Annotated in this window: 20 protein-coding genes; 15 read left to right on the plus strand and 5 right to left on the minus strand. The window is 56.0% G+C overall.

Translation table 11 applies throughout. The features are described 5' to 3' along the window. Positions 1-84: 84 nt before the first annotated feature. The 3 genes from WCO56_11780 to WCO56_11790 form a co-directional block, all read right to left on the minus strand. Positions 85-5,730, minus strand: a complete 5,646-nt coding sequence (locus WCO56_11780; protein MEI7730246.1) for an MBG domain-containing protein — start codon at positions 5,728-5,730, stop codon at positions 85-87. Between the two features lie 70 nt (positions 5,731-5,800). Further along, a complete protein-coding gene (locus WCO56_11785) occupies positions 5,801-6,280 on the minus strand; it encodes a hypothetical protein (protein MEI7730247.1) in 480 nt (159 codons plus the stop codon). 241 nt (positions 6,281-6,521) lie between these two features. Continuing rightward, positions 6,522-6,935, minus strand: a complete 414-nt coding sequence (locus WCO56_11790) for an RNA-binding S4 domain-containing protein (protein MEI7730248.1) — start codon at positions 6,933-6,935, stop codon at positions 6,522-6,524. Between the two features lie 190 nt (positions 6,936-7,125). Here WCO56_11790 and WCO56_11795 point away from each other — a divergent pair, with 190 nt between their 5' ends. Both WCO56_11795 and WCO56_11800 read left to right on the plus strand, forming a co-directional pair. Then, on the plus strand, positions 7,126-7,941 hold the full coding sequence (locus WCO56_11795) for an MBL fold metallo-hydrolase (GenBank protein MEI7730249.1): 816 nt from the start codon (positions 7,126-7,128) through the stop codon (positions 7,939-7,941). 28 nt (positions 7,942-7,969) lie between these two features. Beyond that, a complete protein-coding gene (locus WCO56_11800; protein ID MEI7730250.1) occupies positions 7,970-9,619 on the plus strand; it encodes a TIGR03790 family protein in 1,650 nt (549 codons plus the stop codon). Between the two features lie 58 nt (positions 9,620-9,677). On the opposite strand, the gene WCO56_11805 is transcribed toward WCO56_11800, so the two are convergent. Together WCO56_11805 and WCO56_11810 are read right to left on the minus strand one after the other, a co-directional pair. After that, complete coding sequence (locus tag WCO56_11805; protein ID MEI7730251.1) at positions 9,678-10,403, minus strand: YggS family pyridoxal phosphate-dependent enzyme; 726 nt, start codon at positions 10,401-10,403, stop codon at positions 9,678-9,680. 30 nt (positions 10,404-10,433) lie between these two features. Next, complete coding sequence (locus WCO56_11810; GenBank protein ID MEI7730252.1) at positions 10,434-11,438, minus strand: uroporphyrinogen decarboxylase family protein; 1,005 nt, start codon at positions 11,436-11,438, stop codon at positions 10,434-10,436. 172 nt (positions 11,439-11,610) lie between these two features. Here WCO56_11810 and WCO56_11815 point away from each other — a divergent pair, with 172 nt between their 5' ends. From WCO56_11815 to WCO56_11875, 13 genes are read left to right on the plus strand one after another with little or no spacing between them, the layout of a single operon-like run. Continuing rightward, a complete protein-coding gene (locus WCO56_11815; protein MEI7730253.1) occupies positions 11,611-12,021 on the plus strand; it encodes an NADH-quinone oxidoreductase subunit A in 411 nt (136 codons plus the stop codon). Then, a complete protein-coding gene (nuoB, locus tag WCO56_11820) occupies positions 11,979-12,488 on the plus strand; it encodes an NADH-quinone oxidoreductase subunit NuoB (protein MEI7730254.1) in 510 nt (169 codons plus the stop codon). Before WCO56_11815 ends, nuoB begins: the two co-directional genes overlap by 43 nt. Continuing rightward, the gene (locus tag WCO56_11825) at positions 12,485-13,093 is read left to right on the plus strand and encodes an NADH-quinone oxidoreductase subunit C (protein ID MEI7730255.1); all 609 of its coding nucleotides are present in this window, start codon (positions 12,485-12,487) and stop codon (positions 13,091-13,093) included. Before nuoB ends, WCO56_11825 begins: the two co-directional genes overlap by 4 nt. Beyond that, positions 13,090-14,217, plus strand: coding sequence for an NADH-quinone oxidoreductase subunit D (locus tag WCO56_11830; GenBank protein MEI7730256.1), 1,128 nt, complete (start codon positions 13,090-13,092; stop codon positions 14,215-14,217). Before WCO56_11825 ends, WCO56_11830 begins: the two co-directional genes overlap by 4 nt. 7 nt (positions 14,218-14,224) lie before the next feature. Next, positions 14,225-15,211 carry an NADH-quinone oxidoreductase subunit NuoH gene (gene nuoH, locus WCO56_11835; protein ID MEI7730257.1) on the plus strand — a complete coding sequence of 329 codons (987 nt, stop codon included), beginning with the start codon at positions 14,225-14,227 and terminating at the stop codon, positions 15,209-15,211. Positions 15,212-15,213: 2 nt separating this feature from the next. After that, positions 15,214-15,675 (plus strand): NADH-quinone oxidoreductase subunit I, encoded by a 462-nt coding sequence (locus tag WCO56_11840; GenBank protein MEI7730258.1) that lies wholly within the window; start codon positions 15,214-15,216, stop codon positions 15,673-15,675. Then, entirely contained in the window at positions 15,672-16,205 is a 534-nt protein-coding gene (locus WCO56_11845; protein ID MEI7730259.1) for an NADH-quinone oxidoreductase subunit J, read from the plus strand. The genes WCO56_11840 and WCO56_11845 overlap by 4 nt, the downstream gene beginning before the upstream one ends. Continuing rightward, positions 16,202-16,528 carry an NADH-quinone oxidoreductase subunit NuoK gene (gene nuoK, locus WCO56_11850; protein ID MEI7730260.1) on the plus strand — a complete coding sequence of 109 codons (327 nt, stop codon included), beginning with the start codon at positions 16,202-16,204 and terminating at the stop codon, positions 16,526-16,528. The genes WCO56_11845 and nuoK overlap by 4 nt, the downstream gene beginning before the upstream one ends. A gap of 6 nt (positions 16,529-16,534) precedes the next feature. Next, complete coding sequence (locus tag WCO56_11855; protein MEI7730261.1) at positions 16,535-18,028, plus strand: monovalent cation/H+ antiporter subunit D family protein; 1,494 nt, start codon at positions 16,535-16,537, stop codon at positions 18,026-18,028. Further along, entirely contained in the window at positions 18,025-18,291 is a 267-nt protein-coding gene (locus WCO56_11860; protein MEI7730262.1) for a hypothetical protein, read from the plus strand. Before WCO56_11855 ends, WCO56_11860 begins: the two co-directional genes overlap by 4 nt. Further along, positions 18,284-20,077: a Na(+)/H(+) antiporter subunit D gene (locus WCO56_11865; protein ID MEI7730263.1), complete on the plus strand. Its 1,794-nt coding sequence runs from the start codon at positions 18,284-18,286 to the stop codon at positions 20,075-20,077. Before WCO56_11860 ends, WCO56_11865 begins: the two co-directional genes overlap by 8 nt. A gap of 14 nt (positions 20,078-20,091) precedes the next feature. Beyond that, the gene (locus WCO56_11870; GenBank protein MEI7730264.1) at positions 20,092-21,558 is read left to right on the plus strand and encodes an NADH-quinone oxidoreductase subunit M; all 1,467 of its coding nucleotides are present in this window, start codon (positions 20,092-20,094) and stop codon (positions 21,556-21,558) included. Next, positions 21,555-22,997: an NADH-quinone oxidoreductase subunit N gene (locus WCO56_11875; GenBank protein ID MEI7730265.1), complete on the plus strand. Its 1,443-nt coding sequence runs from the start codon at positions 21,555-21,557 to the stop codon at positions 22,995-22,997. Before WCO56_11870 ends, WCO56_11875 begins: the two co-directional genes overlap by 4 nt. The last annotated feature ends 110 nt before the right edge of the window (positions 22,998-23,107 follow it).

The raw sequence follows: 23,107 nt of genomic DNA on the forward strand, positions 1-23,107 counted from the left end.
TTTGAATTTTCAATTCTGCCCACGCGTGGCTGGTTTTGACTGCCCGCTGACATTCCTGCTCGACGCGTTCCAATACACCATAATCTACGGGTGGCGCAGGCGATAGAACACGGCCCGATTGGTGGCGACGATGGGCGCGTTGGTGGAATACACGTTCGTCGTGCCGGGCAAGTCCACCCACGCGTTGGAGTTTCGCAGATCCGTGCCAGTGTTCTTCTGCAAAAGCCAGCCCAAATAGTCTGACGGCCAGGAGAGCGTCAGGGCGTTGCCGCTGACGCTCCAGGTCAGGTTGGTGGGCGTGGTCGGCGGTTGCACAGCCAGGGTCGCAGCACTGCTGGTCACACTACCAGCGGGGTTGGCCACCACCACGTCGTAACTGCCAGCGTCACCCGCGCTCACATTGCTTAAACTCAACGTCGCGGCCATGGCTCCGCTCACCTTACCGCCATTACTCACGTTGGTACCGTTCTTGCGCCACTGATAGCTGGGCGATGTGCCTGTGACGGATACCGTGAGCGTTGCCAGCGTGCCCGGGTTGTTGGTGAGGCTGGAGGGCTGGGCGGCAATCGCCACCGGCACCTGGGGATTGGTCCATTTCTGGTTCAAATAGCTCTCGGTCATAATCACGTCATTGGATGAAAGGGCGGTGTTGTAAATCATGATCTCCGCAATGTCGCCGGCCCACGACCGGCCCCCATTCCCACGGTCGTAGGAGATGCGCCCGGCGGTGACATTGCCCGTCGTAACAACGTCCACGATGTTCCAATTGGTTCCTAGGGGGGTGGTTGTCCCGTTGACAATGGCGCCGTTCAAGCGGGTGCTGCCATTCCTGATGTTCGCGCTCGCGTAGGTGCCATCCCAAATCGTGTTGCCTGACGGGCCGCGATGGAAATCATAGCTACCGCTGTCGCCCAGCAGGAAATGGAGGCCGGCGACTGGCTCTTTGCAAACCCAGAACACCGTGCGGATGTCGGTTCGGCGGGTCTTCATCGTGAAGGTGGAATTGCCATCGGCGGTGAAACGGACCACGGGCAGCCCGTTATATCCTTGAGCCACATAGATCGGCGTTCCGCCGGCGTTGGTGGCCGTGTTTCCATTGCCGGAACTGTCGGGCCAGTTCGTGACGGTGGCCCCGTCGGCGAACCCGGTTATCGTTTGGGCGTCATAGCGCGCCATCAAGCCGCTGGCCACCGGCAGGCCGGTAATCACCGCCAGTGTCGCATTCGAACTGGTCACACTCCCCAGCCGGTTGGTAATCACCACCGAGTAGCTGCCCTGATCGGCTGCGCTGACATTATTCAAACTCAGGATGGCGGTCGCCGAGCCTGAAATATTGCCGCCGTCAGTGAGCGGCGCGCCGTTCTTCCTCCAAGTATAGTTCAGTGGGACACCGGTGGCTGTGACCATGAAGGTGGCCACCGCACCGGCGACATTCGTGCAACTGGTTGGCTGGGTTGCAATCCCCGGCGCCACCAGCGCCGGTTTTGCACTGACCTGCGCGGAGTTTGCCCCCTCGAGGCCAGCGGCCACGCCCGAAACGACATAATAATAGTTCGTGCCATTGCTCAAGCCGGTATCGGTAAACACCAGGGCGGTTACATTGGTGATGGTGGTGTATGGCCCGCCACTCTTCAGCGAACGCTTGACATTATAGCTGGCTGCTCCGGGCGCGGATGACCAACTGAGCGTAACCACGGTGTCTCCGGGGGTGGCCCCCAGGCCCGCTGGCGCGGCGGGGAAGATGGTCATGGTGGCGGTGGCGCTGCCAACGTAGGTCGGATCACTGATCGCGCCGACTACGGTGTAGCTGCCGACATTAACCGGCAACGCGGATGAGCCGTTGTAAGTCAGGTTCACCGTCAGGCCGGCCGGCGTTGTCGTGGCGCTGGCAGCCTTTCCGGTGCCATCGTAGGCCTGGTTCAAATTGCCCAGGGTTACCGTTGCGGGCACAAGGGCGGCGTGGCCATAAGCTTGGAACTCTGAAAAGCTCAACGTCGAGCCGCTGGTCTTGCGCACCCGCAAATAGCGGTAGTTACCCGGATTATTGATGAATTTGATCCATGAATTTCGCACTGGCCCGCTTCTGAAGGAACCCTGGTAGGCAAACGGCACGCTGCTTTGCTCCGCCAGCACGGTGTAGCTGGTGAAGTTGGTGTCATTGGCCGCCTGCACCTGGAAGTTGCAGCGCGCATCCGGTTCGTCCAAGTCGGTGCGGGGAGCCAATTCGAGGCGTTGGATCACGCAGGGCGCGCCCAGATCCACGGCCCACCAGCTATTCGTGTCATTCGACGCCGAGTGCCACGCCGAGCTGTAATCCCAATCCGCCCCCGCCTGGCTGATGTCATTCGAACTGGAGGCCCAGGCAAATTGGTTTTTGGCCAGATTGACGCCGGAATAGGTGTTGGTCAACAAGTAGTCATAGGCCGGTCCGACACCCGCCCCCTGGATGATGTTCAGCGCCGCCGGAGGCCAGACGCCGTTGGTAATCTGAACATAATTATAAAAGACTTGCAGTGCAGCCGAGTAGTATTCGGTGGCATCAGTGTAAGTGTTGTACATTAAATCATCCGGCCAGGCGCACGAAGAACGCCGCTGCCAATTGCAGGCTCTTCTTCCCGGAACGACCTGGCGAACGACGTTGTTCGACCAGTGGATGCCGTAGCTTTCATTGTCCTGATAGAAAGCCGAGACCCACACATTCCCAGTCGGGTTGATATCGTACAGATCGTTCCCGACGTATAAGCTGTTGGACTGGGCATAGGCAGTATAGATATAACCGCCGTCATCAATACCATAGCGCGCCCCACCCATCGCCATCGTGATGCGATTCGAGGCCAGCAGGGTCACACCCTGGCTGGGATCCGGACATGAAAGCTGGTTCGCTCCGTGGTAGCCGGAGTAACCGCAGTCAGCCATATCGTTGCGGACAAGCTGAAACCTGTAGCCGCCCAGCATATTTACCAGCGTTGACGATAGGAAATCCATGCCGGTGTTGCGTATCACGTTGTCCGCGACCAGCGTATTGCTGCAAATTGAGCCACTTTTATACGTTGCCGCCATGATGTTGTATTGATACACGGCAGCGGCCGTCAAATCGTTGAAAAAATTCCCCTGAATGAGCGTGTCACTCGCGCCGGCGTAGAGGTGAATGCCGCAGTTGGCCTGATGCTGAATGGTATTGCCAACGAATTGAATTCCGTCCGTGTTTTTCAACCGGATGGTGCCGGGCACTTCGGTGCTGTAATACGCAACCCCGGGGCGCACTTCATGTATCAACTCCTCCGCCTCGGCACCGCCCAGGTAACAGTCGCGCGGGTAAAACCAGTTCCCGTGCTCGAAGGTGAGGCCCTGGAACCGGAGGTTCTGGACTGGGTTAGCCATCGAATCACCGGTAATGGTCACTAATGCCTCGACCACAGGCGCATAAACCACCGCTGTGTTCATGTTTTCAAACGAATTGGGATAGTAATACACCTGATGTGTAGTGGTATTGAGACACCATTCGCCCGGCTCGTCCAGTTCCTCGATGGCATTGATCACCATCCACCCATCGTTGTAGTTGAAATACCCCATGCCATATCGCGTTTGGCAGTAGCACTGCTGCAACTCGAAGTCAATCATGCCGCTGTTGGTGATAATGCTCAGGACGGGAAACTCATCCGACCTGAAGCTGAAGATGTGAAGCAGGCGCAGGTCATTCACGTTGGAGTAGTTCTTCATACCCGAATTTTGCGCAAACGCAATTCCATAAACATTCGTCAGGCCCGAGGTCGCGGTGCTGTAGTTAAAGCTCGACCCGTTCGTCCAGACATACTTCGCCCCGGGAATCCAATCCGAGCGGGCGCGCTCGGCGCGAACGCCGTTGACATAAAGCTGGCGGAAATAATCCGCAAACCCGGCATTGGTCGGCACGCTGGTCACCCAATACGGCTTGCCCGGCACCTTCGTCCAGCCCGTGACTTGTTTGCCGCCGGAAATCGTCACCGATTCTCCGGGGTAGGACCGGTAGTTGATAAAAAACCCATTCATCCCGGAATCGGCGGTGGTGAACGAGATGGTGTTGGTGATTTGGTAGCGCCCGCCCCGCAAATAGACATTGATGTCCTCGCTCTGCGCGCCAAGAAACCGAATCGCATCCCGCGCCTGGGTTATGGTTTGGTACGGATTCCCCTGCGTCCCGTTCCCAGTGGCATCACTGCCGGTCGGCGACACGTAATAATTGAGCAAGTCCGCCGTATCCACCACGAGATCCAGTTCGCCGGCATTGATTTCCAGGTGGCCGGTTGCGCGATACAAGTTGACAGTTGGCAGCACCGCACCCGTCACACTGCCGCCAACGCCCTTTGCGATTAGCGGATAAGTTCCCGGCGTGCCGATCCCGCTGTTGATCTGAAAAACCGTGTTGGTCGAAACGGTGAACGTGCCGCTGCTGATGGTGAAGGCGGGCGCGGAGCCGTTGACTGATACGGCGATGGTTCCCTGGCTGGCATTGATGTTCCCTTTCAACGCGCTCGTGGTCACTGTGTTGTTGGCCAGAGTCCGTCCGGAACCAAGCGTGAAGCTCCCCGAACTCAACCCGGAAACGTCAAACGTTGTCCCGCCCGCCATGCTGATCAGCGGTGTATTGGAAAGCGTGCTGCCACCTGTCAGGACCAGCTTGCCACCGCTGATCATGGTGATCCAGCTATAGGTGTTCGTGCCGCACAACGTCAGCGTGCCAGCGCCGCTCTTATTGACACCATAAGCGTAAGGCGAACTGGGTGCGTTGGAAACGCCGCGAATGAGCGTAAGATTACCCGCCCCGCCAAAATTCAAATAGATGCTCGTGGGTTGGGAACTCCCGCTCCCATAATACAAGTTGCTTAAGGTCAATGTCTGCCCGGCCTTGCTGACGTTGATAGTGTTGGTGCCGGTGGCGCCGATGGTGATTTTCTCAGGGGTGGCGACAGTGTTGCCGTTGTAAATGAGGATCCCGTTGTTCAGCGCAAGCGCGCAAGAGCCGGCGCCAAAGGCACTAGTCGTGGCAGCGTTGGTATCACCGGGGAAGCTGTTGCCTTCGAGCGTTCCAGCAGCGAGAGTAAACGTCTTGAAGCTGTTGATTCCAGAGCCTAAATCGAGGTCCCCGGCCGCATAATTCATGTCCGCCGTGGAACACTGGATGTTCACATTGGTCCCACATTCAATGGAGGTTCGGCAATCGAAAGTGCCAGGGCCGGTGATAGTCGTCGTGTAGCCGTTGAAGGTCCAGGCAGAAGAGCTGTCCACCTGGATGATATTACCCGCATTGGTCCAGGTTTGATCGGCCCTCAAGGCCACGTTGCAAGAGATTTCGAGCTTTTGGCCGGTAACGAGTTTGGTGATCCCGCCGGCGCCAAGGGTCAAAGTCGCTCCGGCGGTGGAACCGATGCGACAAGTTGACGTAATGGTGTTGTCCTCAGTCAGGCCATAGACCGAAAGATCGTCGCCCAAAGGCGCGGTAACCGCCGCGCCCGTAACCCAGATGGTATCATTCGTGCCGGGTAAAACGGTGGGCGTGCCACCGCTCACCAGCCAGGCAGTGAGGTTGGTTAGCGCCAGGCCGTTGTTGGCGTTGGTGTAAATGTCCGCCCTAGCGGTGGCCATCAGGCCCGTAAAGGCTAGCGCCCAAAGCGCCAGCATCAGCGGGTAGAGGCAGAACGCACGCGGTTGCGCATGCGGCTCTTCGGATGAGGGCGTGAGATGTGTTTTCATGAACTGCTGTTTGTCAATTTGACCTTTGTGGTTCATTTGTCGACTCAGAAATGTGTTCACTGTTCTGGATTCAGGGAAGCTGCAGGAAATATAAGATTTGCGGTGGAAACGGCGTTATCTGAATTTGGTTGCTGAAGTTGCCCTGCAAATCAAAAAGATTGGTGGACACCACACTCCACTGGGCACGCGGCAAGGCAACATTCGTGCTGCTTCGCAGCCAATAGGAATAGCCGCCGTTGGTTGAACCACCGGCGCCGATGGTCAACGTTGCTCCGGCGGTTGAACCGAAGGCGAACCTCTGGGCGTAGCTGGTCGCGACATTGAGGGCATTGATGGAAAGACTGCCGCCCAAGTTTGCCGTGCGGGACGCGGTAAGAGTGCCATCAATGAGAATGGCATCAGCCGAACCGGGAACGCCGCTGTTGGTCACATAACTGGCCGCCGTGTTCAGAGCGTTGGTGTTGTCAGCCTTGATAAAGGTCGTCTGGCCATAGCTGGTGGCAACAAGACCAGCGAAAACTACTGATAGGAAATGCTTTTTGGGCATCATTCATACTTTCCACGGATTTCGGCTGCCAGCACTTGGCGCATTGCGATTAGAGAGCATTGCTTTGGGGCTGCCTTCATCCTTTTGCACCCTACGCCCATGCGGTCGCGCGGTCAAGCGCAAGTGGCTGTAGACTACAGGCGGGAGTCCTGCAAATGCGGACCGCCTCCAGAAGTGCCAGGGGTGATGCGGGGATCGCCCAACCGCTACGCAATCCCATCCGCGCCAACCTCGGAGTTGGGGTTTAGAACTGTTCCTCGCGGAACGATTCCAGGGTGCGCCGTTCCCGCTTGGTGGGGCGTCCTGCCCCTTTGGGACGGAAGAAATTGGCCGGTTGCTGCGGTGCCCGTGCCTTGGCGTATTCCTCGGGCGGCGTGAGATCTTCCATGTATTGACTGGCCACCTTGGCGCTCACCCGATGTTCGAGCAGACCCAGCACTTTCACGGTGCGCAGGATGTCATGCGCCCGGGCGGTAATGATTTCCCCGGGATGCGGCTGGCGTGCCGGTTTGACGGCCTCCCCACCAATCTTTACATGCCCCGCGCGGCAGGCCTCTGTGGCTTGCGAGCGGGTCTTGTACACCCGCACGACCCACAGCCATTTATCTACGCGGGTGTGTGGCGTCGTTTCGCTCAGCGGATTATCCGAAGGCTTCATGCGCAAAGTAGGTAACGGCAACGAGCCGCAAAAGCCAGTCTAAAATACTTTCGGCGGGGCCTCTGTCCGGGAACTTTTGGCCCTCCTTGTCGGCAAGAGCAGGGGTTCGTGGCCGAATACCGCTTGGCAAAGGCGGTTCCTAAACGTAGATTGATCGGGTGCGTAACATGTTAAAAAAGGGTGAAGTGGCATGGGCCTGACCTTCACATTTCTAGGCTCCGGTACGTCGCAAGGCGTGCCGATGATCGGGATGGAGTATCCGCCGGAGTTCCTGGCGAATCCGCGGAATCACCGGACCCGCTCTTCGATATATATTGAGACACCGCACGTCAAGTTGGTGGTGGATACGACGCCCGATTTCCGCACGCAGATGTTACGCGAAAAGCTAGGTTATCTGGATGCCGTCATATTTACGCACGCCCATACAGACCACATCATGGGCTTGGATGATTGCCGCCGGGTGTGCGATTTGCGCGGCGGGCGGCCACTGCCCATTTATGCCAGCGAAATCACCATGCGGCATCTGCGCCGGGTGTACGATTTTGCCTTTTGTGACGGTCCGCATCCCAAAGGTTATTTCATTCCGGAACCACATGTGGTGACGGGACCGTTTGAGATCGGCGATTTACAGATCACCCCGTTCACGTTGCCGCATGGGCATTCGGATACTTATGGGTATGTATTTGCCCAAGCTGGTCACAAGCGCTTGGCATATTACAGCGATTGCAAGGAAGTGCCTCCGCCAGCCATGGCGGGCGCCCGGGAGGCGCAGGTATTGGTGTTGGATGCGCTGCGCCCGGCGCCGCATCCCACCCATTTATGCCGCGAGGAGGCCATTGCGGTAGCCCAGCAACTGGATGCGCGTTGTACCTTTTTCACGCATTTGACGCATCATTGGGATCATGATCGGGATCAGGCATTGTTACCGCCCGGAATTGAACTGGCGTATGATGGTCTGCGGGTGCAAATTGACGATGGTGCAGTGCGGAAACTCAATAATCAGTGATGCACTGATAGAACTTGAAGAGCGAAACATGACGACAATTTGTAAACACAAAGGGATGGCGCTAGCCAAGCTATGGCTCTTGTTGAGCGCTGTGATGGTGGCCGATGTTTATGCTGGTGAAGGCGAGCAAGTGGTGGTGATTTACAACCGCAAAATGCCGGAGTCCAAACAAGTGGCGGAACATTATGCCCAACAGCGGCGCGTGCCTGCCACCCAGGTGTTTGGGCTTGACCTGCCAGTGGCGGAGGAAATTTCCCGGTCGCAATTTGAACAACAACTGCAAACGCCTTTGCTGCAAGTGCTTCTCACCAACCAGTTCATGGTGTATGGACCACCAACGACCAATGCCAGCAAGCGATTCCCGGTGCAGGCCAAGATCCGCTATGTGCTGCTGTGTTATGGGGTGCCGCTAAAAATTACGCATGATCTCAGCCATAAAGACCCGGTTCCCGACGCCAGTGTCCCTGAGCCGTTTCGTGTCAACCATGCGGCGGTGGATTCAGAATTGGCATGTTTGCCGCTCAATGAGGGGCGTTATCCGCTCATTGGGATTGTTCAAAACCCGGTGTATTCCATGGGAGATCTGGCGCTATTTCACCCTACCAACGGGGTGTTGATGGTGACCCGGTTGGATGGCCCGTCGGCGGCCATTGCCATGGGCTTGGTGAATAAGGCGATTGAGGCGGAAACCAATGGCTTTTGGGGCCGTGCGTATATTGATCTCCGGGGGCTGACCAATGGACCGTTGATGATGGGGGAATCCTGGATGGGGATGGCGGCGCAGGTTTGTTTTCGTGATGGCATGGAAACCGTGGTGGACACTCATGATGGCGCGTTTACTGCCGGTTTTCCGCTGAGCCATATCGCGTTTTTTGCGGGCTGGCGCAATGATGATGTCTCGGCCCCGTATTCGCGCCCGCACTTGGAGTTTATGCCCGGCGCGTTTGCGTATTATCTTTATTCGTATGGGGCCGCCACGATTCGCAGTGCGACCCAACATTGTGTGGGGCCGTTCCTGGCCAAAGGCGCCACCTGCACGATGGGATGCGTCTATGAGCCGTATTTGGGCGGTACGCCTAATGTGGGCATGTTTGCGCAGCGCTGGTTGAAAGACCGGTTCACTTTTGGCGAAGCTGCGTACGCCTGCCAAGGGCTCCTTTCCTGGCAGACCACCTTTGTTGGCGACCCTTTATATCGCCCGACCAAACAGCCGCCCCCCGCGATTCATTCCTCGCTGGCAGTGCGCCGAAGCCGTCTGATCGAGTGGTCGCATCTGAAAGTGGCCAACCTGAACTTGGTGCTGGGGTATCCCATTGCAGAAGCGGTGGGGTATCTGGAAGGGCTGCCCGAAACCCGCAGTAGTTCGGTGTTGCTGGAAATGCTTGGCGAATTGTACTGGCGACAAAAGAACTACTCGGCCTGCCTGGTCGCGTATGAGGACGCCTTTAAACAAGAGGTTTCGCCGCAGCAACGGGTGCGTATGATGCTGACTTTTGGCGAGCATCTGGCGTTTATGGGGCGGGACGGACGGGCGATTGAGCTATACGAGCGGTTTGTGAAAGAACAGCCGGAGTATCCGGAGAAGTCTGTCATTTACCGGCGGCTAGCCAAACACGCCCGCAGTTTGGGCCGTCCCGCCGACGCGGAGAAATATGGCAAACTGGCGGGGGAAAAATGAAAACTGGCGGGGGGGCTTGGCAAACGTAAATGCCACTGGGCGCGGCGCGCGCAATTAATCAAAGATCCTCTGCCGTTTCCGCATTCTTTGGCCGCCAAGCCGACATATTCCGCGGACCAAACAGCGCTGTGCCAAGGCGAATCATGGTGGTACCCTCCTCAATGGCCACCTCAAAATCACCGCTCATTCCCATGCTCAGGTGGGGCAGGGGAGCCCCAAGCATTTGTTCACAGTGTTCTTTCAATTCCCGCATCTGGCGGAAAAATGGACGTGCTTTTTCCGGATCCGGCGTCCAGGGGGCAATGGTCATCAACCCGTGAATTTCAATGCGTGGCAAGGCGTTGATGGCAGCCAGGTCCGCGATCAATTGCGCTGGGCGCAACCCGAACTTTGAGGATTCTCCCGCGACGTTGATTTCCAATAACAGCGGCATGGTTTTCGCGGATTTGTCGGCCCATTTGTTGATTTCCTGCGCCAGCGCGAGGCTGTCCACTCCTTGCAACATGGAAAAAAAGTGTACCGCATCACGGCATTTGTTGGACTGCAAATGGCCAATCAGATGCCAGCGCAGCCGGGAGGGGCATAACGAAATTTTGATTTTTCCCTCTTGGACGCGATTTTCTCCGAATAAGGCCAGTCCCAAATCCGCCGCTGCCCGCACCGCTTCGGGCGGTTGCCCCTTGCTCACGGCGAGCAGTTCCACCGCCGACGCGTCGCGACCGGATCGTTCACATGCAGCGGTGATCCGTTCTCGAATCTTTGATAAGTTTATGGCCAAGTCCATGCACCCATTCTCCGCAAAATCAAGCGGGAATCAAATGAATTTACCGTTTACCGCCGTGTATTCGTGCAGCAGCCGCAAGTAAATGCGGTATGCTTCCAGGGATACCCCCGGCGGGGTTTGATGATCCACGCTGGGAATAAATCCGCCGGTTTTCATGAGGGGTACGAGTCGTTCAAATTCGGCGCGCATGGCTGCTTCCCCCTGGTTCATGGTCATTTTATTAAAATGCCCGATCATGCGGAATTGGGGAAATTGCTGTCGCAGTTTCATGCCATCCACTTTTGCCTGTCGTTCCAAGGGTAAAGCCCCTGCCACACCTTCCTGCATCAGCCAGGGAATCAGAAGGGTGACATCGCCATCCGTATCCAGGAAGAGCATAATGTCACGCTCTTTCAAACGCGGCACCAACTGGCGGTAATAGGGGGCCACGAACTCCTCAAACGTTTTTTTCGAGATCATGGGACCGTGATTATAGGACATGTCCTCCGCCAAAGTCATGAACGTGGGCGTGCAGACCTTGAATATCTCGTCGAGCAGGCGCAGGTTGAATTCGAGCAAATCCTGGTTAATGCGATGCAATAGCTCAGGTTGGTCGGCGTAGGCGTACATCAATTTTTCAAAACCCATCAGTGTACGCGGAAACCAAAAGAAACCTTCCAGCGTACACCAGACCACAGCTTCCCCGCGTTTTTGTTTTTCCGCCCAAGCTGCCATGCCCGCAATGGCGGCAGCATGGCTCGGAAAGAGTTGCGGGCGAATGCGCAGATAATCATCCATATTCGATACAACGCCTTCGACATGATGCTGGGTGGCCTCGATGGTGGCTTCCGTTGTGCTGAACCAGAATTGCTGGTAAGGATCAAGTCCGAACCAACGCGCAATGTCATGCACCTGACTGAATTTCATGGCCGGCGGCAATCCTTCCTGGTGCCACCGCTCGATGGTCAAATCCCACCACATGGCCCACTCCCAGCGCGGGAGACGATCCACCGGTTGAAAATTCATCACGGCGCGAAAGCGTTCAACATGATTCATAAATTCGCCTGACATGGTTTGAGGATAGGGGAAAAAGCTGTTCGCGTAAATCCCCAAATATGGTAAGGTACCCCTCCTGTCTTTGCCCGATGTAAAAATGATGAAAAAATTATGCTTGCAGTCGGAAAAGCACGTGGCATAGTTTCATGAATACGGCTAACTAATATGACGTATGAGTAACAGTTTATCAGTCGAACTAATATATCTTTTTGTGTTTTGTTTGGGCGGCCTCGGGTTTGCGCTGGGGCCGTTTGTGGTGGTGTATTTGTTAGCCGCGCGCAAGACCCGCAACTATGCCAACAAGACCGGCCAGTACATCGAATGTGGCATGGATCCCATTGGGGATGCCTGGATCCGCTACAGTGCAGTGTATTACTTGTATGCGCTGGTGTTTATCGCGTTTGCGGTGGATGTGCTTTATCTCATCCCCGTGGCCTTGGTGTATAACCAATTTCCGATCCGTGACTTTGTTGAGACGCTCATCTTTGTGGGGATTCTCTCGCTGGTGATTGTCTATGCCTGGAAGAAAGGAGTATTCGAATGGACACGAAAGCAGAGTGTTCCCAAGACCTCTCTCAAATAGTTCGTTTTGCCCAATTGGATGACTTGCTGGCGCTGGGGCGTGCCAATTCGTTGTGGCCTCTGACCTTTGGGCTGGCCTGCTGTGCCATTGAAATGATGGCCGCTGGCGCGTCCCGTTTCGATCTGGCCCGCTTCGGGGCGGAAGTATTTCGCCCGTCTCCCCGCCAGGCGGACGTCATGATTGTGGCCGGCACCATTAATAAGAAAATGGCTGCCGCCGTAAAAACGTTGTACGATCAAATGCCCGAGCCCAAGTGGGTGATTGCCATGGGCAATTGCGCCATTTCCGGTGGTCCCTTTGTCTATCCGGGACAATACGCGGTGGTCGAAGGGGTGGATAAGCTGTTCCCGGTGGACATCTTTATTCCCGGGTGTCCGCCGCGTCCGGAAGCGTTGATTGAAGGCATCTTAAAACTTGAAGAAAAAATCACCGGCAAACGCCGTTTCCCGGTGCCGCCTCCCCAATGAGCACGTCTGAACCACCTCAAAATTCTGCGGCAACCATTCCGGTCATTCCGGTTCCCGCCGCGCCCCCGGAAGCGATTTCCAGACTGGTCACTGAATTTGGCCGGTTGTTTCCCGTCGCCCCGTCGGTTCCGGCGCCTGCGCCCGCTGGGGAAGCTGCAGCAGGGGCGGTTCCTGCACCGGCCCCCGCTCCTGTTCCCGCGCCACGCCAACCCGGTTGTCTGCTGGCGGATTTCGCTGCCAAGGGCTATCACTTGGATGTTTTGGTTTCGTTTGAGCAGGTTGTGGCTGCGGCCAACCTGCTGGATCGCGAGGGTTTCGCTCTGGATGCGATTACCGGGGTGGATTGGATCGCGGACAAGCAGATGGAAGTAGTCTATGATTACTTTCACTTCACTTCCCCGGCTCGCGTGATGGTACGTGCGCGTTTACCTCGAGAAAATCCAGAAATTCAGACCATTTCCGGAGTGTTCGCCGGTGCCAACTGGCATGAGCGTGAAACCCACGACTTTTTTGGCATCAAATTTGCCGGCCATCCCAATCTGATTCCCATCTTGCTGCCAGAGGATGCCACGTTTCACCCGCTTAAAAAAGACTTTGTCGCGTGATCACAGCAACTTCCAACCCAGCCCATCCGGCGCACAACGAGACATTCGTACTGAACCTCGGGCCGCAGCATCCCGCCACCCACGGCGTGTTGCGGGTCAAGCTGACCATGGATGGGGAGTTTGTCATGAGGGCGGAACCCGTCTGCGGGTACATCCACCGAATGCACGAAAAAATGGGGGAAAACCGTACTTGGGCGCAATATCTGCCGAATACGAGCCGGATTGATTATCTTTCCGCCATGACGTACACGCACGCGTACGTCGGGGCCGTGGAACGCGGTTTGAAACTGCAAGTTCCGCCGCGGGCCGAATTTATCCGTGTCATCACCTCCGAGCTGAACCGTGTTTCCAGCCACTTGGTCTGGTTTGGCGCCTTTGTGCTCGATCTGGGGGGATTCACCCCGCTGCTGTACGCGTTTGATGACCGGGAAAAGATTCTTGATTTACTCGAATCCGTCTCCGGATCACGTCTGACTTATTGCTACTACCGCATTGGTGGGGTGTACAATGACGTAGATGAAGCCTTTCTCAAAGGTACCCGTGAGTTTGTTCAATACTTGCGCCCGCGCTTGAAGATGTACCGCGCGTTGGTGACGGATAACATCATCCTGCGCAAGCGGTTGGAGAACATTGGTCCGATCAGCAAGGAGATGTGCCGCAAGTATGGTGCCTCCGGCCCGGTCGTTCGCGGCGCAGGTGTGCCATACGATGTGCGCCGGGCTGAACCGTACTCGGTCTATTCGCAGTTTGATTTTGATATTCCGACCTTCCCCGAGACCGATTCCATGGCGCGCTATTTGGTGCGCATGGAGGAAATGGTGCAGAGCCTGCGCATCATTGAGCAGGCGCTGGATAAAATTCCCGATGGCCCGGTGATGGCGACGGTGCCGCGCGTCTTGAAGGTCCCGCCGGGGGATTACTGTTATTCGGTGGAAGCCGCGCGCGGGCGGCTTATGGTGCGCATTGTCAGCGATAATAAAGAAAATGCGTATCGCATCAAATGGCGCACCCCCTGTTTTAGCAATCTCAGTTTGTTTGAAGAGGCCACTCAAGGCATGATGCTCGCGGATGCTTTGGCGCTAATGGGCAGCCTGGACCTCGTGATCCCCGACATTGACCGCTAAACTGAACATGATTCCGGAACCTTTCAGATTACTGGCCTTTTTGCTTGGCATTATCTCCTTTGTGGGTTTCAACGCCGCTTACCTGGTGTGGTTGGAACGCAAGGGTGCCGGGCGCTTTCAGCGTCGTCCCGGCCCGACGGAAGTCGGGTACGCTGGCCTCTTGCAGCCCATTGCCGACGCCCTCAAGTTGTTGTCCAAGCAGATCATTATTCCTCCCGGAGTGGATGTCATGCTATTTTGCCTCGCTCCAATTTTGGTCATTAGTCCCGCGCTGATGAGCCTCGCGGTTATTCCCTTCAGCGAACAATTGGTGGGGCTGGATATCAATGTCGGCCTGATCATGATTTTCGCGTTCGCCTCCATCAACGTCATGGCTGTCATGCTCGCCGGCTGGTCTTCGCGCAACAAATATTCCATCATTGCCGCGGCTCGCGTGGTCTCCCAAAACGTCGCGTATGAAATTCCGGTCCTCTTGGTGCTGATTACCATGATTATGGTGACCGGCACCATGAATCTCAACGAAATCGTCCGGCAGCAGGAGGGTGCCTTTTGGCATTGGAATCTGTTCCGTCTGGACGCCAATCCGCTGATGCCGGTGACGTTTATCATTTTTTACATCTGTATGTTGGCCGAAACCAATCGCGCCCCCTTTGACATGGCGGAAGCGGAAAGCGAATTGGTGGCCGGCGCGTATACGGAATATTCCGGCATGGGTTTCGGCGTGTTCTTTATGGGTGAGTACGCCAACATTCTCTTGGGATGCAGTCTCGCCACGGTGCTCTTTTTGGGCGGTTGGCAGAGCCCGTTCGGGCATTTCTCCGGGGTCTGGTGGTTTCTGTTGAAAATGTATTTCCTGATCTTCTCCGTCATCTGGGTGCGCTGGACTTTTCCCCGCACCCAGTTTTATGGCCTGCTTAACCTGTCCTGGAAGATTCTGATTCCCATTTCTTTGATAACCCTTGTTTTAACCAGCGCGATGTTGAAGTTGTTATGAGCATGAAAAAATCATTGCAGGAGATCGTCGGGGGCTTTAACAGCCTGCTGGTCGGCATGCGCCTGACAATCGCCCAGTTTTTCAAGCCGACGGTGACGGTGCATTATCCGCATGAAACTTTAAAGATGACGCCTCGCTTTCGCGGGCACATCGAGTTAGTGCGCGACCCGGCAACCGGCAAGGCGCTCTGTTTTGCTTGCAAGCTTTGTGAACGCGCCTGCCCCAGCGATTGCATTACCGTGGATGGCGCCAAGCTGGAGGGCGACAAAAAGAAGTCGGTCACCGTATTCAAACTGGACTTTACCAAGTGCAGTCTATGCGGTTCCTGCGTGGAAGCCTGCAAGGGCGGCTGCATTGAATATTCCAAAAATTACAATCTGGCCGGCATGACCAAGGAGGATTTTGTCATGGATTTGTTCAAAAAACTGGAAGAAAAAAGCAAGGTGGAGGAGGTAAAGAAATGACTCCGATTCCGGGTTCCGAATATATCTTGGCGGTGATATTCCTGCTCGCTGTGTTGACCACGGTCATCGGGGCGTTGATCGCCGCGTTGAGCGTGCGCATCATTCGCAGCGTGTGTGGACTGGCCCTGTGTTGTCTGGGGTTGGCTGGGCTGTTTTACTTTCTGAACAGTCCCTTCCTGGCCATGATGGAGATTTTGATCTATATCGGTGCCGTTTGTGTGACCATCGTGTTCGCCATCATGATGTCCGAGCCGGATGAGGCGCTCCATGATGAGCGGCCCAGTTCGGCGATTTTGTGGATCGGGTTCTCCCTGCTGGTGTGTGGCGCGGTCTTTTGGGCGCTGTCACGACTTCCAGCCAGTGCCAACCTGATGGCCCCAACCAAACATGTCACCGATGGATCGGTGCAGGCGATCGGCCGTTCGCTGCTGACGACCTACAGTTTGGCATTTGAATTGATTTCGGTGGCGTTACTCGTCGCCATTCTTGGGGCGCTCGCCATTGCGCGAACCGGAAAGACCAAACCATGAATCTTGCTCAACTCTATAATCAGCCTGATCTTTACTTGATTACCGCTGCGCTGCTGTTTGCGGTGGGGCTTTATGGACTCCTGCGGCGGCGGACCTTCGTGGGTATGCTGATCGCCGGAGAACTCATTTTTTCCGCCGCCTCGCTGAACTTTATGACCTTCAACCGCTTTTATGCCCCGGACCCGACTGTCGGGCAGGTGTTTGTGCTGTTCATCATGGGTCTGGCGGCGGCGGAAGTCGCCATCGGCCTGAGCATCGTGATCGCCATCTATCGTAATTACCGGTCCATCAAGGCCAAGGAGTTGTCGGAGCTGAAGGGGTAATCAATTATGGGAACTCAAGCCGTAACTCACGACATACGACTTCTGCTGGCCATCCTGGCGCCTCTCATTGGCGCTGGTCTGGTGATGGCCACGGGCAAACGACCCAACGTGCGCGAAGCTTGCTCCTTCGTGGCGGCGGTGGTGTTGTTCGCCATCACGGGCTCGCTGGTGCCGGACATTCTGGCGGGAAAAAGATTGTATTTTTCTGTCTTTCAGTTGTTACCCGGTTTGAGCATTTCCCTGCGCGCGGATGCGCTCTCCATGATCTTTGCCGTGGCGGCCTCTTTCCTCTGGGTACTCACGGTATTTTACTCGGCCGGTTACATGCGCGGACTGGAGGAGCATGCCCAGACCCGCTTTAACACTTGTTTTGCGCTCGCGTTGTTCGGCGCCATCGGCTGCGCCTTCTCCGATAACCTGTTCACCCTGTACCTGTTTTATGAAATTGTCAGCGTCTGCACTTATCCGTTGGTGGCGCATCATCAGGATGAAGAAGGCTACGAAGGCGCGAAGAAATACCTTGTTTACCTGACTGCCACCGCCAAGGCCCTGATCCTGCCGGCGATGGTGCTCATCTATGTTCTTAGCGGTACCTTGGATTTCGCACAGAATGTCCACACCGGAATTCTTCCACCCAATATACATCGGGGTGTCATTACCGCCCTCTACGTGTGCTGTATCATCGGTTTTGCCAAGAACGGGATCATGCCGTTGCATAGCTGGCTGCCGAGCGCGATGGTGGCTCCCACGCCGGTCAGCGCCTTGCTGCACGCCGTGGCCGTCGTCAAGGTCGGTGTGTTCTCAACCGTGCGCGTGATGCTTTATGTCTTCGGGGTGGATGCCATGGATCGTTTCCATCTTGGGTTGCCCACCGCCTATTTTGTGTCGTTCACAATTCTGGCTGCCTCCATCATTGCCTTGAGCAAGGATAATTTGAAGGCCCGGCTGGCCTATTCAACCGTCAGTCAGCTTTCGTATATCATTCTGGGGGTGGCCCTCTTGAAACCCATCGCTGTTCAGGGTGGCCTGATTCACATTGCGAACCATGCCTTTGCCAAGATCACCCTGTTCTTCTGTGCCGGTGCGATCTACGTCGCGACGCACAAGAAGAATATTTCCCAACTGAGTGGGATGGGGCGGGTGATGCCGTTCACGTTTGGCGCGTTTGCCATCGCGGCTCTCAGCATGATTGGCGCGCCGCCGGTTGGTGGGTTCGTTAGCAAATGGTACATGCTCCTCGGTGCGATTGATGCCGGTACGCTGGGCATAGTGATCGTGCTGTTGACCAGCACGCTGCTCAATACCGCCTATTTTGCCCCGGTGGTGTATAAGGCATTTTTCGGCAAGCTTTCCGAAGAAGACGCCCATCATCACTATAAAGAGGCTCATCCCGCCATGGTGATTCCACTTACCATCACCGCCGCCATTTCCGTTATGCTCGGTTTTTACCCCGACTTTTTCGTGAATTTCGCCCAAATGGTTTATCCGATACACCCATGAAACTGGTTCAATTTATAGATTTTATCCGCAAGCACCTGCGAACGGTGGTTTGGATTTGTGTTGCCGTGCTGGCGCTCCTTGTGCTCATGGATGCCATCCCGGCCATTGTGCATAAGGAAGGACATGCTCACACTTGGGCCGAGAAAAATATCCCGGGCTTTTGGGCGCTGTTCGGTTTTGCTGCCTGCGTTGTAATCATCTTGGTTTCCAAGTGGTTTGGGCACCGTGGAATCATGACTCGCGAGGACTACTACGATGAATAATTTCTGGATACATCCGGCGTTGGTTTTAATCCTGGGGGGGCTCTTGCTGCCCTTGGTACCGGAACGCATTCGCAAAGGGTACCTGCTGCTGATTCCAGCACTGGCGTTCGGCGTGGTGTTGCACATGCAGCAAGGGATGTTTGGCAAGGTACACTTCCTGAACTGGGAGTTGGTTTTTGGTCGCGTGGATAAGCTAAGTCTGGTCTTCGGGTACATCATGAGTTTGATGTGCATTATCGGCACGTTGTACGGGCTGCACGTTAAGAAGGCCACGGAGCATCTGGCCGCGTGGTGCTATGCCGGTGGAGCGATGGGCGCAATTTTTGCCGGTGACTACATCACGCTGTTCCTCTTCTGGGAACTCATGGCGTTCTCCTCGGTCTTTTTGATTTGGTTCCGGAACCGGGCTCAATCCACTGCTGTCGGCTATCGCTACCTGTTGGTGCATATCGCCGGTGGTCTCTCACTGTTGGCGGGCATTCTGCTTCAGTGCGCCCCCACCAACGTTTGGACCTTTGATCATCTCGATGTAGCGCATCCCACCGTGGCGGTATACCTCATCATGATCGGGTTCATCCTGAACGCAGCGGTTCCGCCGTTGCACGCCTGGCTGCCCGATGCTTATGGGGAAGGCACCTTTAACGGTTCGGTGTTCCTCTGCGCCTTCACCACCAAGACCGCTGTGTATGCCTTGTGCCGCGGGTTGGCGGGCATGGAAATTCTGGTGCCATTGGGGGTAATCATGGCGCTGTACGGCGTTGTGTATGCGGTGTTGGAAAACGACTGTCGCCGTCTGCTCGCCTACCACATCATTAGCCAGGTGGGATACATGGTGGCCGGCGTCGGTCTCGGTACAGAAATGGCCATCAATGGCGCGTGTGCCCATGCGTTCGCCCACATTTTGTACAAGGGCCTGCTGTTCATGGGCTGCGGCAGCGTGTTGTTCATGACGGGAGAGAGTAAATTCACCGAACTGGGCGGGCTGTACAAAAAGATGCCGTGGGCATTTCTGTTTACGCTGATCGGCGGTCTTTCGATCTCCGCCTTCCCGCTTTTCAGCGGGTTCGTCAGCAAATCCATGATTGTGGCGGCGGGCTTTGAGGAGCACAAGTACTGGGTGGGGTTCCTGCTCATGCTGGCGTCCAGTGGCACGTTCCTGCACACCGGCCTCAAGGTTCCGTATTTCATTTGGTTCGGAAAAAACAACTGCAAGCCCAAGACTTGGGAGTTGGCCAAGGACCCGCCGTGGAATATGAACCTGGCCATGGGCGTTGCATCGTTCTTCTGCATTTTTATCGGCTGTTACACGCCGTATTTGTACAAGATGCTGCCGTATGCGGTGGATTATGAGCCTTATACCTCGTATCACGTCAGCGAAACGCTCCAGATTCTGCTCTTCACCGCCGTTGGCTTCTTCTGGCTCATCAAGAAGCTGGAACCTGAGGCCTTGATCAGCCTCGATCTCGACTGGCCGTACCGCAAGGGTGGGCAGATGTTCCTCTGGCTCGCCAAAAAGCCTATCCAGACTGTGGATACGTTCGTGGGGGAACTTTACCGCTTGGCGGGAATGATCCCGCTGATGTTTACCGCGCATTTGGCCGGTAAGTTCGATAACCGTGTGATTGATGGTGTCGTGGACGGTGTCGCCTATACTGTCCGTAACGTTGGTGCCCGTCTGCGCGGCGTGCAACGCGGGGCGTTGCAGGAAAACCTTGCCCTGGCCTTTGCCGCCGCCGCCGGGTTGGCGGTTATCTACCTCCTGATTTCAAAAGTACTCGTGCCATGATTTTCCCAAGTTGCATGAAAGATTTGCCAATCCTGAGTTTGCTTGTTTTCAGCCCGTTGCTGGCCGCGCTGATTGCGGCCTTCATTAACAGCGAGCGCTGGTTGCGTTGGTGGACGCTGGTGGCCACGCTGGCCATTGCGGTCTTTTCCCTGCCACTATATCCGATGTTCAATCCGGCCACGGCCGCCTATCAGTTTACCGAGCATTCCAAATGGATTCCATCGCTGAACATTCAATACTCTCTGGGCATTGACGGTATCAGTGTACTGCTGGTGTTGCTGACCACCCTGATCATGCCTCTGTGCGTGCTGGCCTCTTGGTCGTACATCACCAAGCGGGTCAAGGAGTTCATGATTGCCCTCCTGGTCATGGAAGCCGCCATGGTGGGCGTCTTCTGCGCCCTGGACTTCGTGCTCTTCTTTGTGTTCTGGGAAGCGATGCTCATCCCCATGTGCCTCATCATCGGCATCTGGGGCGGTCCGCGCAAAATCTACGCGGCAATCAAGTTTTTCATTTACACCATGGCGGGTTCCGTCCTGCTGTTGGTTGCCATCATCGCGCTTTATTTGAAGACCGGGACGTTCAGCATCCCTGATTTGATGGACCGGCATTACTCGCTGGATTTCCAGACCTGGGTATTCCTGGCCTTTTTCCTCTCGTTCGCCATTAAGGTGCCCATGTTCCCGTTTCATACATGGTTGCCGGCGGCGCACGTTGAAGCGCCCACGGCGGGTAGCGTGCTGCTGGCCAGCGTCCTGCTGAAAATGGGCACGTACGGTTTCCTCCGCTTCTGCCTGCCGATCACGCCGGACGCTACCCATTTGTTCATGCCCTATGTGCTGGGGCTTTCCGTGGTGGCCATCATTTACGGCGGTGTTACCGCGCTTGCCCAGAGCGACATGAAGAAGCTGGTCGCGTATTCCAGCGTGGGCCACATGGGTTTTGCCACACTGGGCATCTTTGTGCTGAACCAGCAGGGCATTGAAGGTGCCATGCTGCAGATGATCAACCACGGTGTCACTACCGGTGCGCTGTTCATCTGTGTGGGTATCATTTACGAACGATTGCATACGCGGGAGATGGATAAAGCGGCGGGGATCGGTAAGCACATGCCCATCTTTGTGACGTATTTCGGGGTATTCTGCCTTTCCTCCTTCGCGTTCCCCGGTACGAACAGTTTCATTGGTGAATTCCTGGTCCTGTGTGGCGGTTTTGCTTATTCCAAGATCATGGTTGTCTGCCTGGTACCTGGCATCGTGGTTGCCGCCGCCTACATGCTGCGCTTATTGCAGCGCGTGGTATGGGGCGGCACGCGGAATCCGGATCAGTCACACTTGAAGGATTTAAATCTGCGGGAAATCATCACATTGGCCCCGCTGCTTCTGTTTGTTTTTTGGATCGGTCTGAATCCTGAACCGTTTACCCGGGTGCTGCACACTAGCGTGCAACACCTGCTCCAACAAGTGAATCACGCTCCATGATGCCTCCCACACTCATCGCTTTTCTTCCCGAATGGATATTGGCCCTGGGCGCGCTCGTCCTGTTTGTCATTACGCTGGGCGAGTCGCGCAACTGCCAGGCCCGCCTGGCCGCCACGCTCACGGCGGTGGCCGCCATTATCGCTACCGCGTTCTGCCTTGGGCAACAGGCGGTCCTGTTCGATGGCGCGTACCGGGTGGATCTATTTTCCCAGATCCTCAAGTTGGCGCTTACCGTTGGCTTTGCTTTCATCGTGCTGCTGGGCAAAGACCTGGTGGACATTCGTTCTGAAATTAGACCCGAATACTTCCTGTTTCTGACCATTCATGTCCTTGGTCTCGTTATGCTGGTGAGCAGCGTGGATTTGATCACGCTCGTCATCGCCCTGGAGGTCTCCTCCTATCCCCTTTACCTCATGGTCGCCATGCGTCGCGAGTTGGAAGGTCAGCGCTTCCAGATGGAATCCGCCATCAAATACATGATGTTCGGTATTGCTGCCAACGGCATCATGTTCTTTGGTATGAGCTACCTCTTCGGCATTACCGGCACCTCCTCGATGCCGCTGATGGTGACGAAGCTGCAACCCGTCGTCCATACCCCCTTTGTCATTGCCGGGTTGGCCATGATGTTCTGCGGCATCTACTACAAACTGGCCGTGTTCCCGTTCCATTTCTGGACCCCGGACGTGTACCAGGGTGCCTCCAATGAAACCACCAGCCTGATTGCGTCGCTGCCCAAGATCGGCGCGGTGGCCGTGCTCGTGCGCTTTGTATCGCTGGCCACCCCCGACAACCACGCCATCTCCACCTTGCTGACCATCCTGGCGATTGCCTCCATGTTTTACGGCAACCTGATCGCCCTGATGCAAAAGGACCTCAAGCGCCTGCTGGGTTTCTCCGGCATTGCCCATGCCGGGTATGCCTTGGTTGGGTTTACCGCTCTCAGCTATGCCGGCTACGCGGCTTCGCTGTACTACATTATCGGCTATATGTTCATGGTGCTGGCCTGCTTTACCGTCATCAGCAGCCTCTCCCGCGACGGAGCGAACGTCACCATGGACGACCTGGCCGGGTTGCATCGTCGTTCCCCCTTGCTGGCGGTCACCCTGCTGACCGGCGTTTTTGCCTTGGCCGGCATTCCGCCCTTTGTCGGGTTTATCGGCAAATTCAGCATCCTGACTGCTGCGCTGGCCAAAGGTCATCTCGCCCTGGTTATTATCGCCGTTCTGAATACGGCCATTGCCATTTACTACTACCTCAGCATTGTCCGGGAATCCTGTTGGCGCGATCCGGTGGACCCCACACCCATCGTGGTTGCCTTGCCCACCCGTGTGCTCTGTCTGCTGCTGATCGCGGGTAACGTGCTGCTTGGCATCGCCCCCGGCTCCATGCTGGAAATTCTCACTTCTGCGGTCGCCTGTGTGAACCTGCCGTTGCGGTAACCGGTTCTTGGTGCGTGGAAGGAACCGTAGCCAAACCCAGCCACGCTGCTGAAATCTGAGCCGCCAATTGGTATCGTGGAATGACGAAAATTTGAATTCACAATTCCGTA

It is taken from the genome of Verrucomicrobiota bacterium (assembly GCA_037139415.1).
Classification (GTDB): Bacteria; Verrucomicrobiota; Verrucomicrobiia; order Limisphaerales; family Fontisphaeraceae; genus JBAXGN01.

Coding starts and splice junctions, on each gene's coding strand:
- WCO56_11780 (MEI7730246.1), bottom strand. CDS start 5,730: ATGAAAACACATCTCACGCCCTCATCCGAAGAGCCGCATGCGCAACCG.
- WCO56_11785 (MEI7730247.1), bottom strand. CDS start 6,280: ATGATGCCCAAAAAGCATTTCCTATCAGTAGTTTTCGCTGGTCTTGTT.
- WCO56_11790 (MEI7730248.1), bottom strand. CDS start 6,935: ATGAAGCCTTCGGATAATCCGCTGAGCGAAACGACGCCACACACCCGC.
- WCO56_11795 (MEI7730249.1), top strand. CDS start 7,126: ATGGGCCTGACCTTCACATTTCTAGGCTCCGGTACGTCGCAAGGCGTG.
- WCO56_11800 (MEI7730250.1), top strand. CDS start 7,970: ATGACGACAATTTGTAAACACAAAGGGATGGCGCTAGCCAAGCTATGG.
- WCO56_11805 (MEI7730251.1), bottom strand. CDS start 10,403: ATGGACTTGGCCATAAACTTATCAAAGATTCGAGAACGGATCACCGCT.
- WCO56_11810 (MEI7730252.1), bottom strand. CDS start 11,438: ATGAATCATGTTGAACGCTTTCGCGCCGTGATGAATTTTCAACCGGTG.
- WCO56_11815 (MEI7730253.1), top strand. CDS start 11,611: ATGAGTAACAGTTTATCAGTCGAACTAATATATCTTTTTGTGTTTTGT.
- nuoB (MEI7730254.1), top strand. CDS start 11,979: ATGGACACGAAAGCAGAGTGTTCCCAAGACCTCTCTCAAATAGTTCGT.
- WCO56_11825 (MEI7730255.1), top strand. CDS start 12,485: ATGAGCACGTCTGAACCACCTCAAAATTCTGCGGCAACCATTCCGGTC.
- nuoH (MEI7730257.1), top strand. CDS start 14,225: ATGATTCCGGAACCTTTCAGATTACTGGCCTTTTTGCTTGGCATTATC.
- WCO56_11840 (MEI7730258.1), top strand. CDS start 15,214: ATGAAAAAATCATTGCAGGAGATCGTCGGGGGCTTTAACAGCCTGCTG.
- WCO56_11845 (MEI7730259.1), top strand. CDS start 15,672: ATGACTCCGATTCCGGGTTCCGAATATATCTTGGCGGTGATATTCCTG.
- nuoK (MEI7730260.1), top strand. CDS start 16,202: ATGAATCTTGCTCAACTCTATAATCAGCCTGATCTTTACTTGATTACC.
- WCO56_11855 (MEI7730261.1), top strand. CDS start 16,535: ATGGGAACTCAAGCCGTAACTCACGACATACGACTTCTGCTGGCCATC.
- WCO56_11860 (MEI7730262.1), top strand. CDS start 18,025: ATGAAACTGGTTCAATTTATAGATTTTATCCGCAAGCACCTGCGAACG.
- WCO56_11865 (MEI7730263.1), top strand. CDS start 18,284: ATGAATAATTTCTGGATACATCCGGCGTTGGTTTTAATCCTGGGGGGG.
- WCO56_11870 (MEI7730264.1), top strand. CDS start 20,092: ATGAAAGATTTGCCAATCCTGAGTTTGCTTGTTTTCAGCCCGTTGCTG.
- WCO56_11875 (MEI7730265.1), top strand. CDS start 21,555: ATGATGCCTCCCACACTCATCGCTTTTCTTCCCGAATGGATATTGGCC.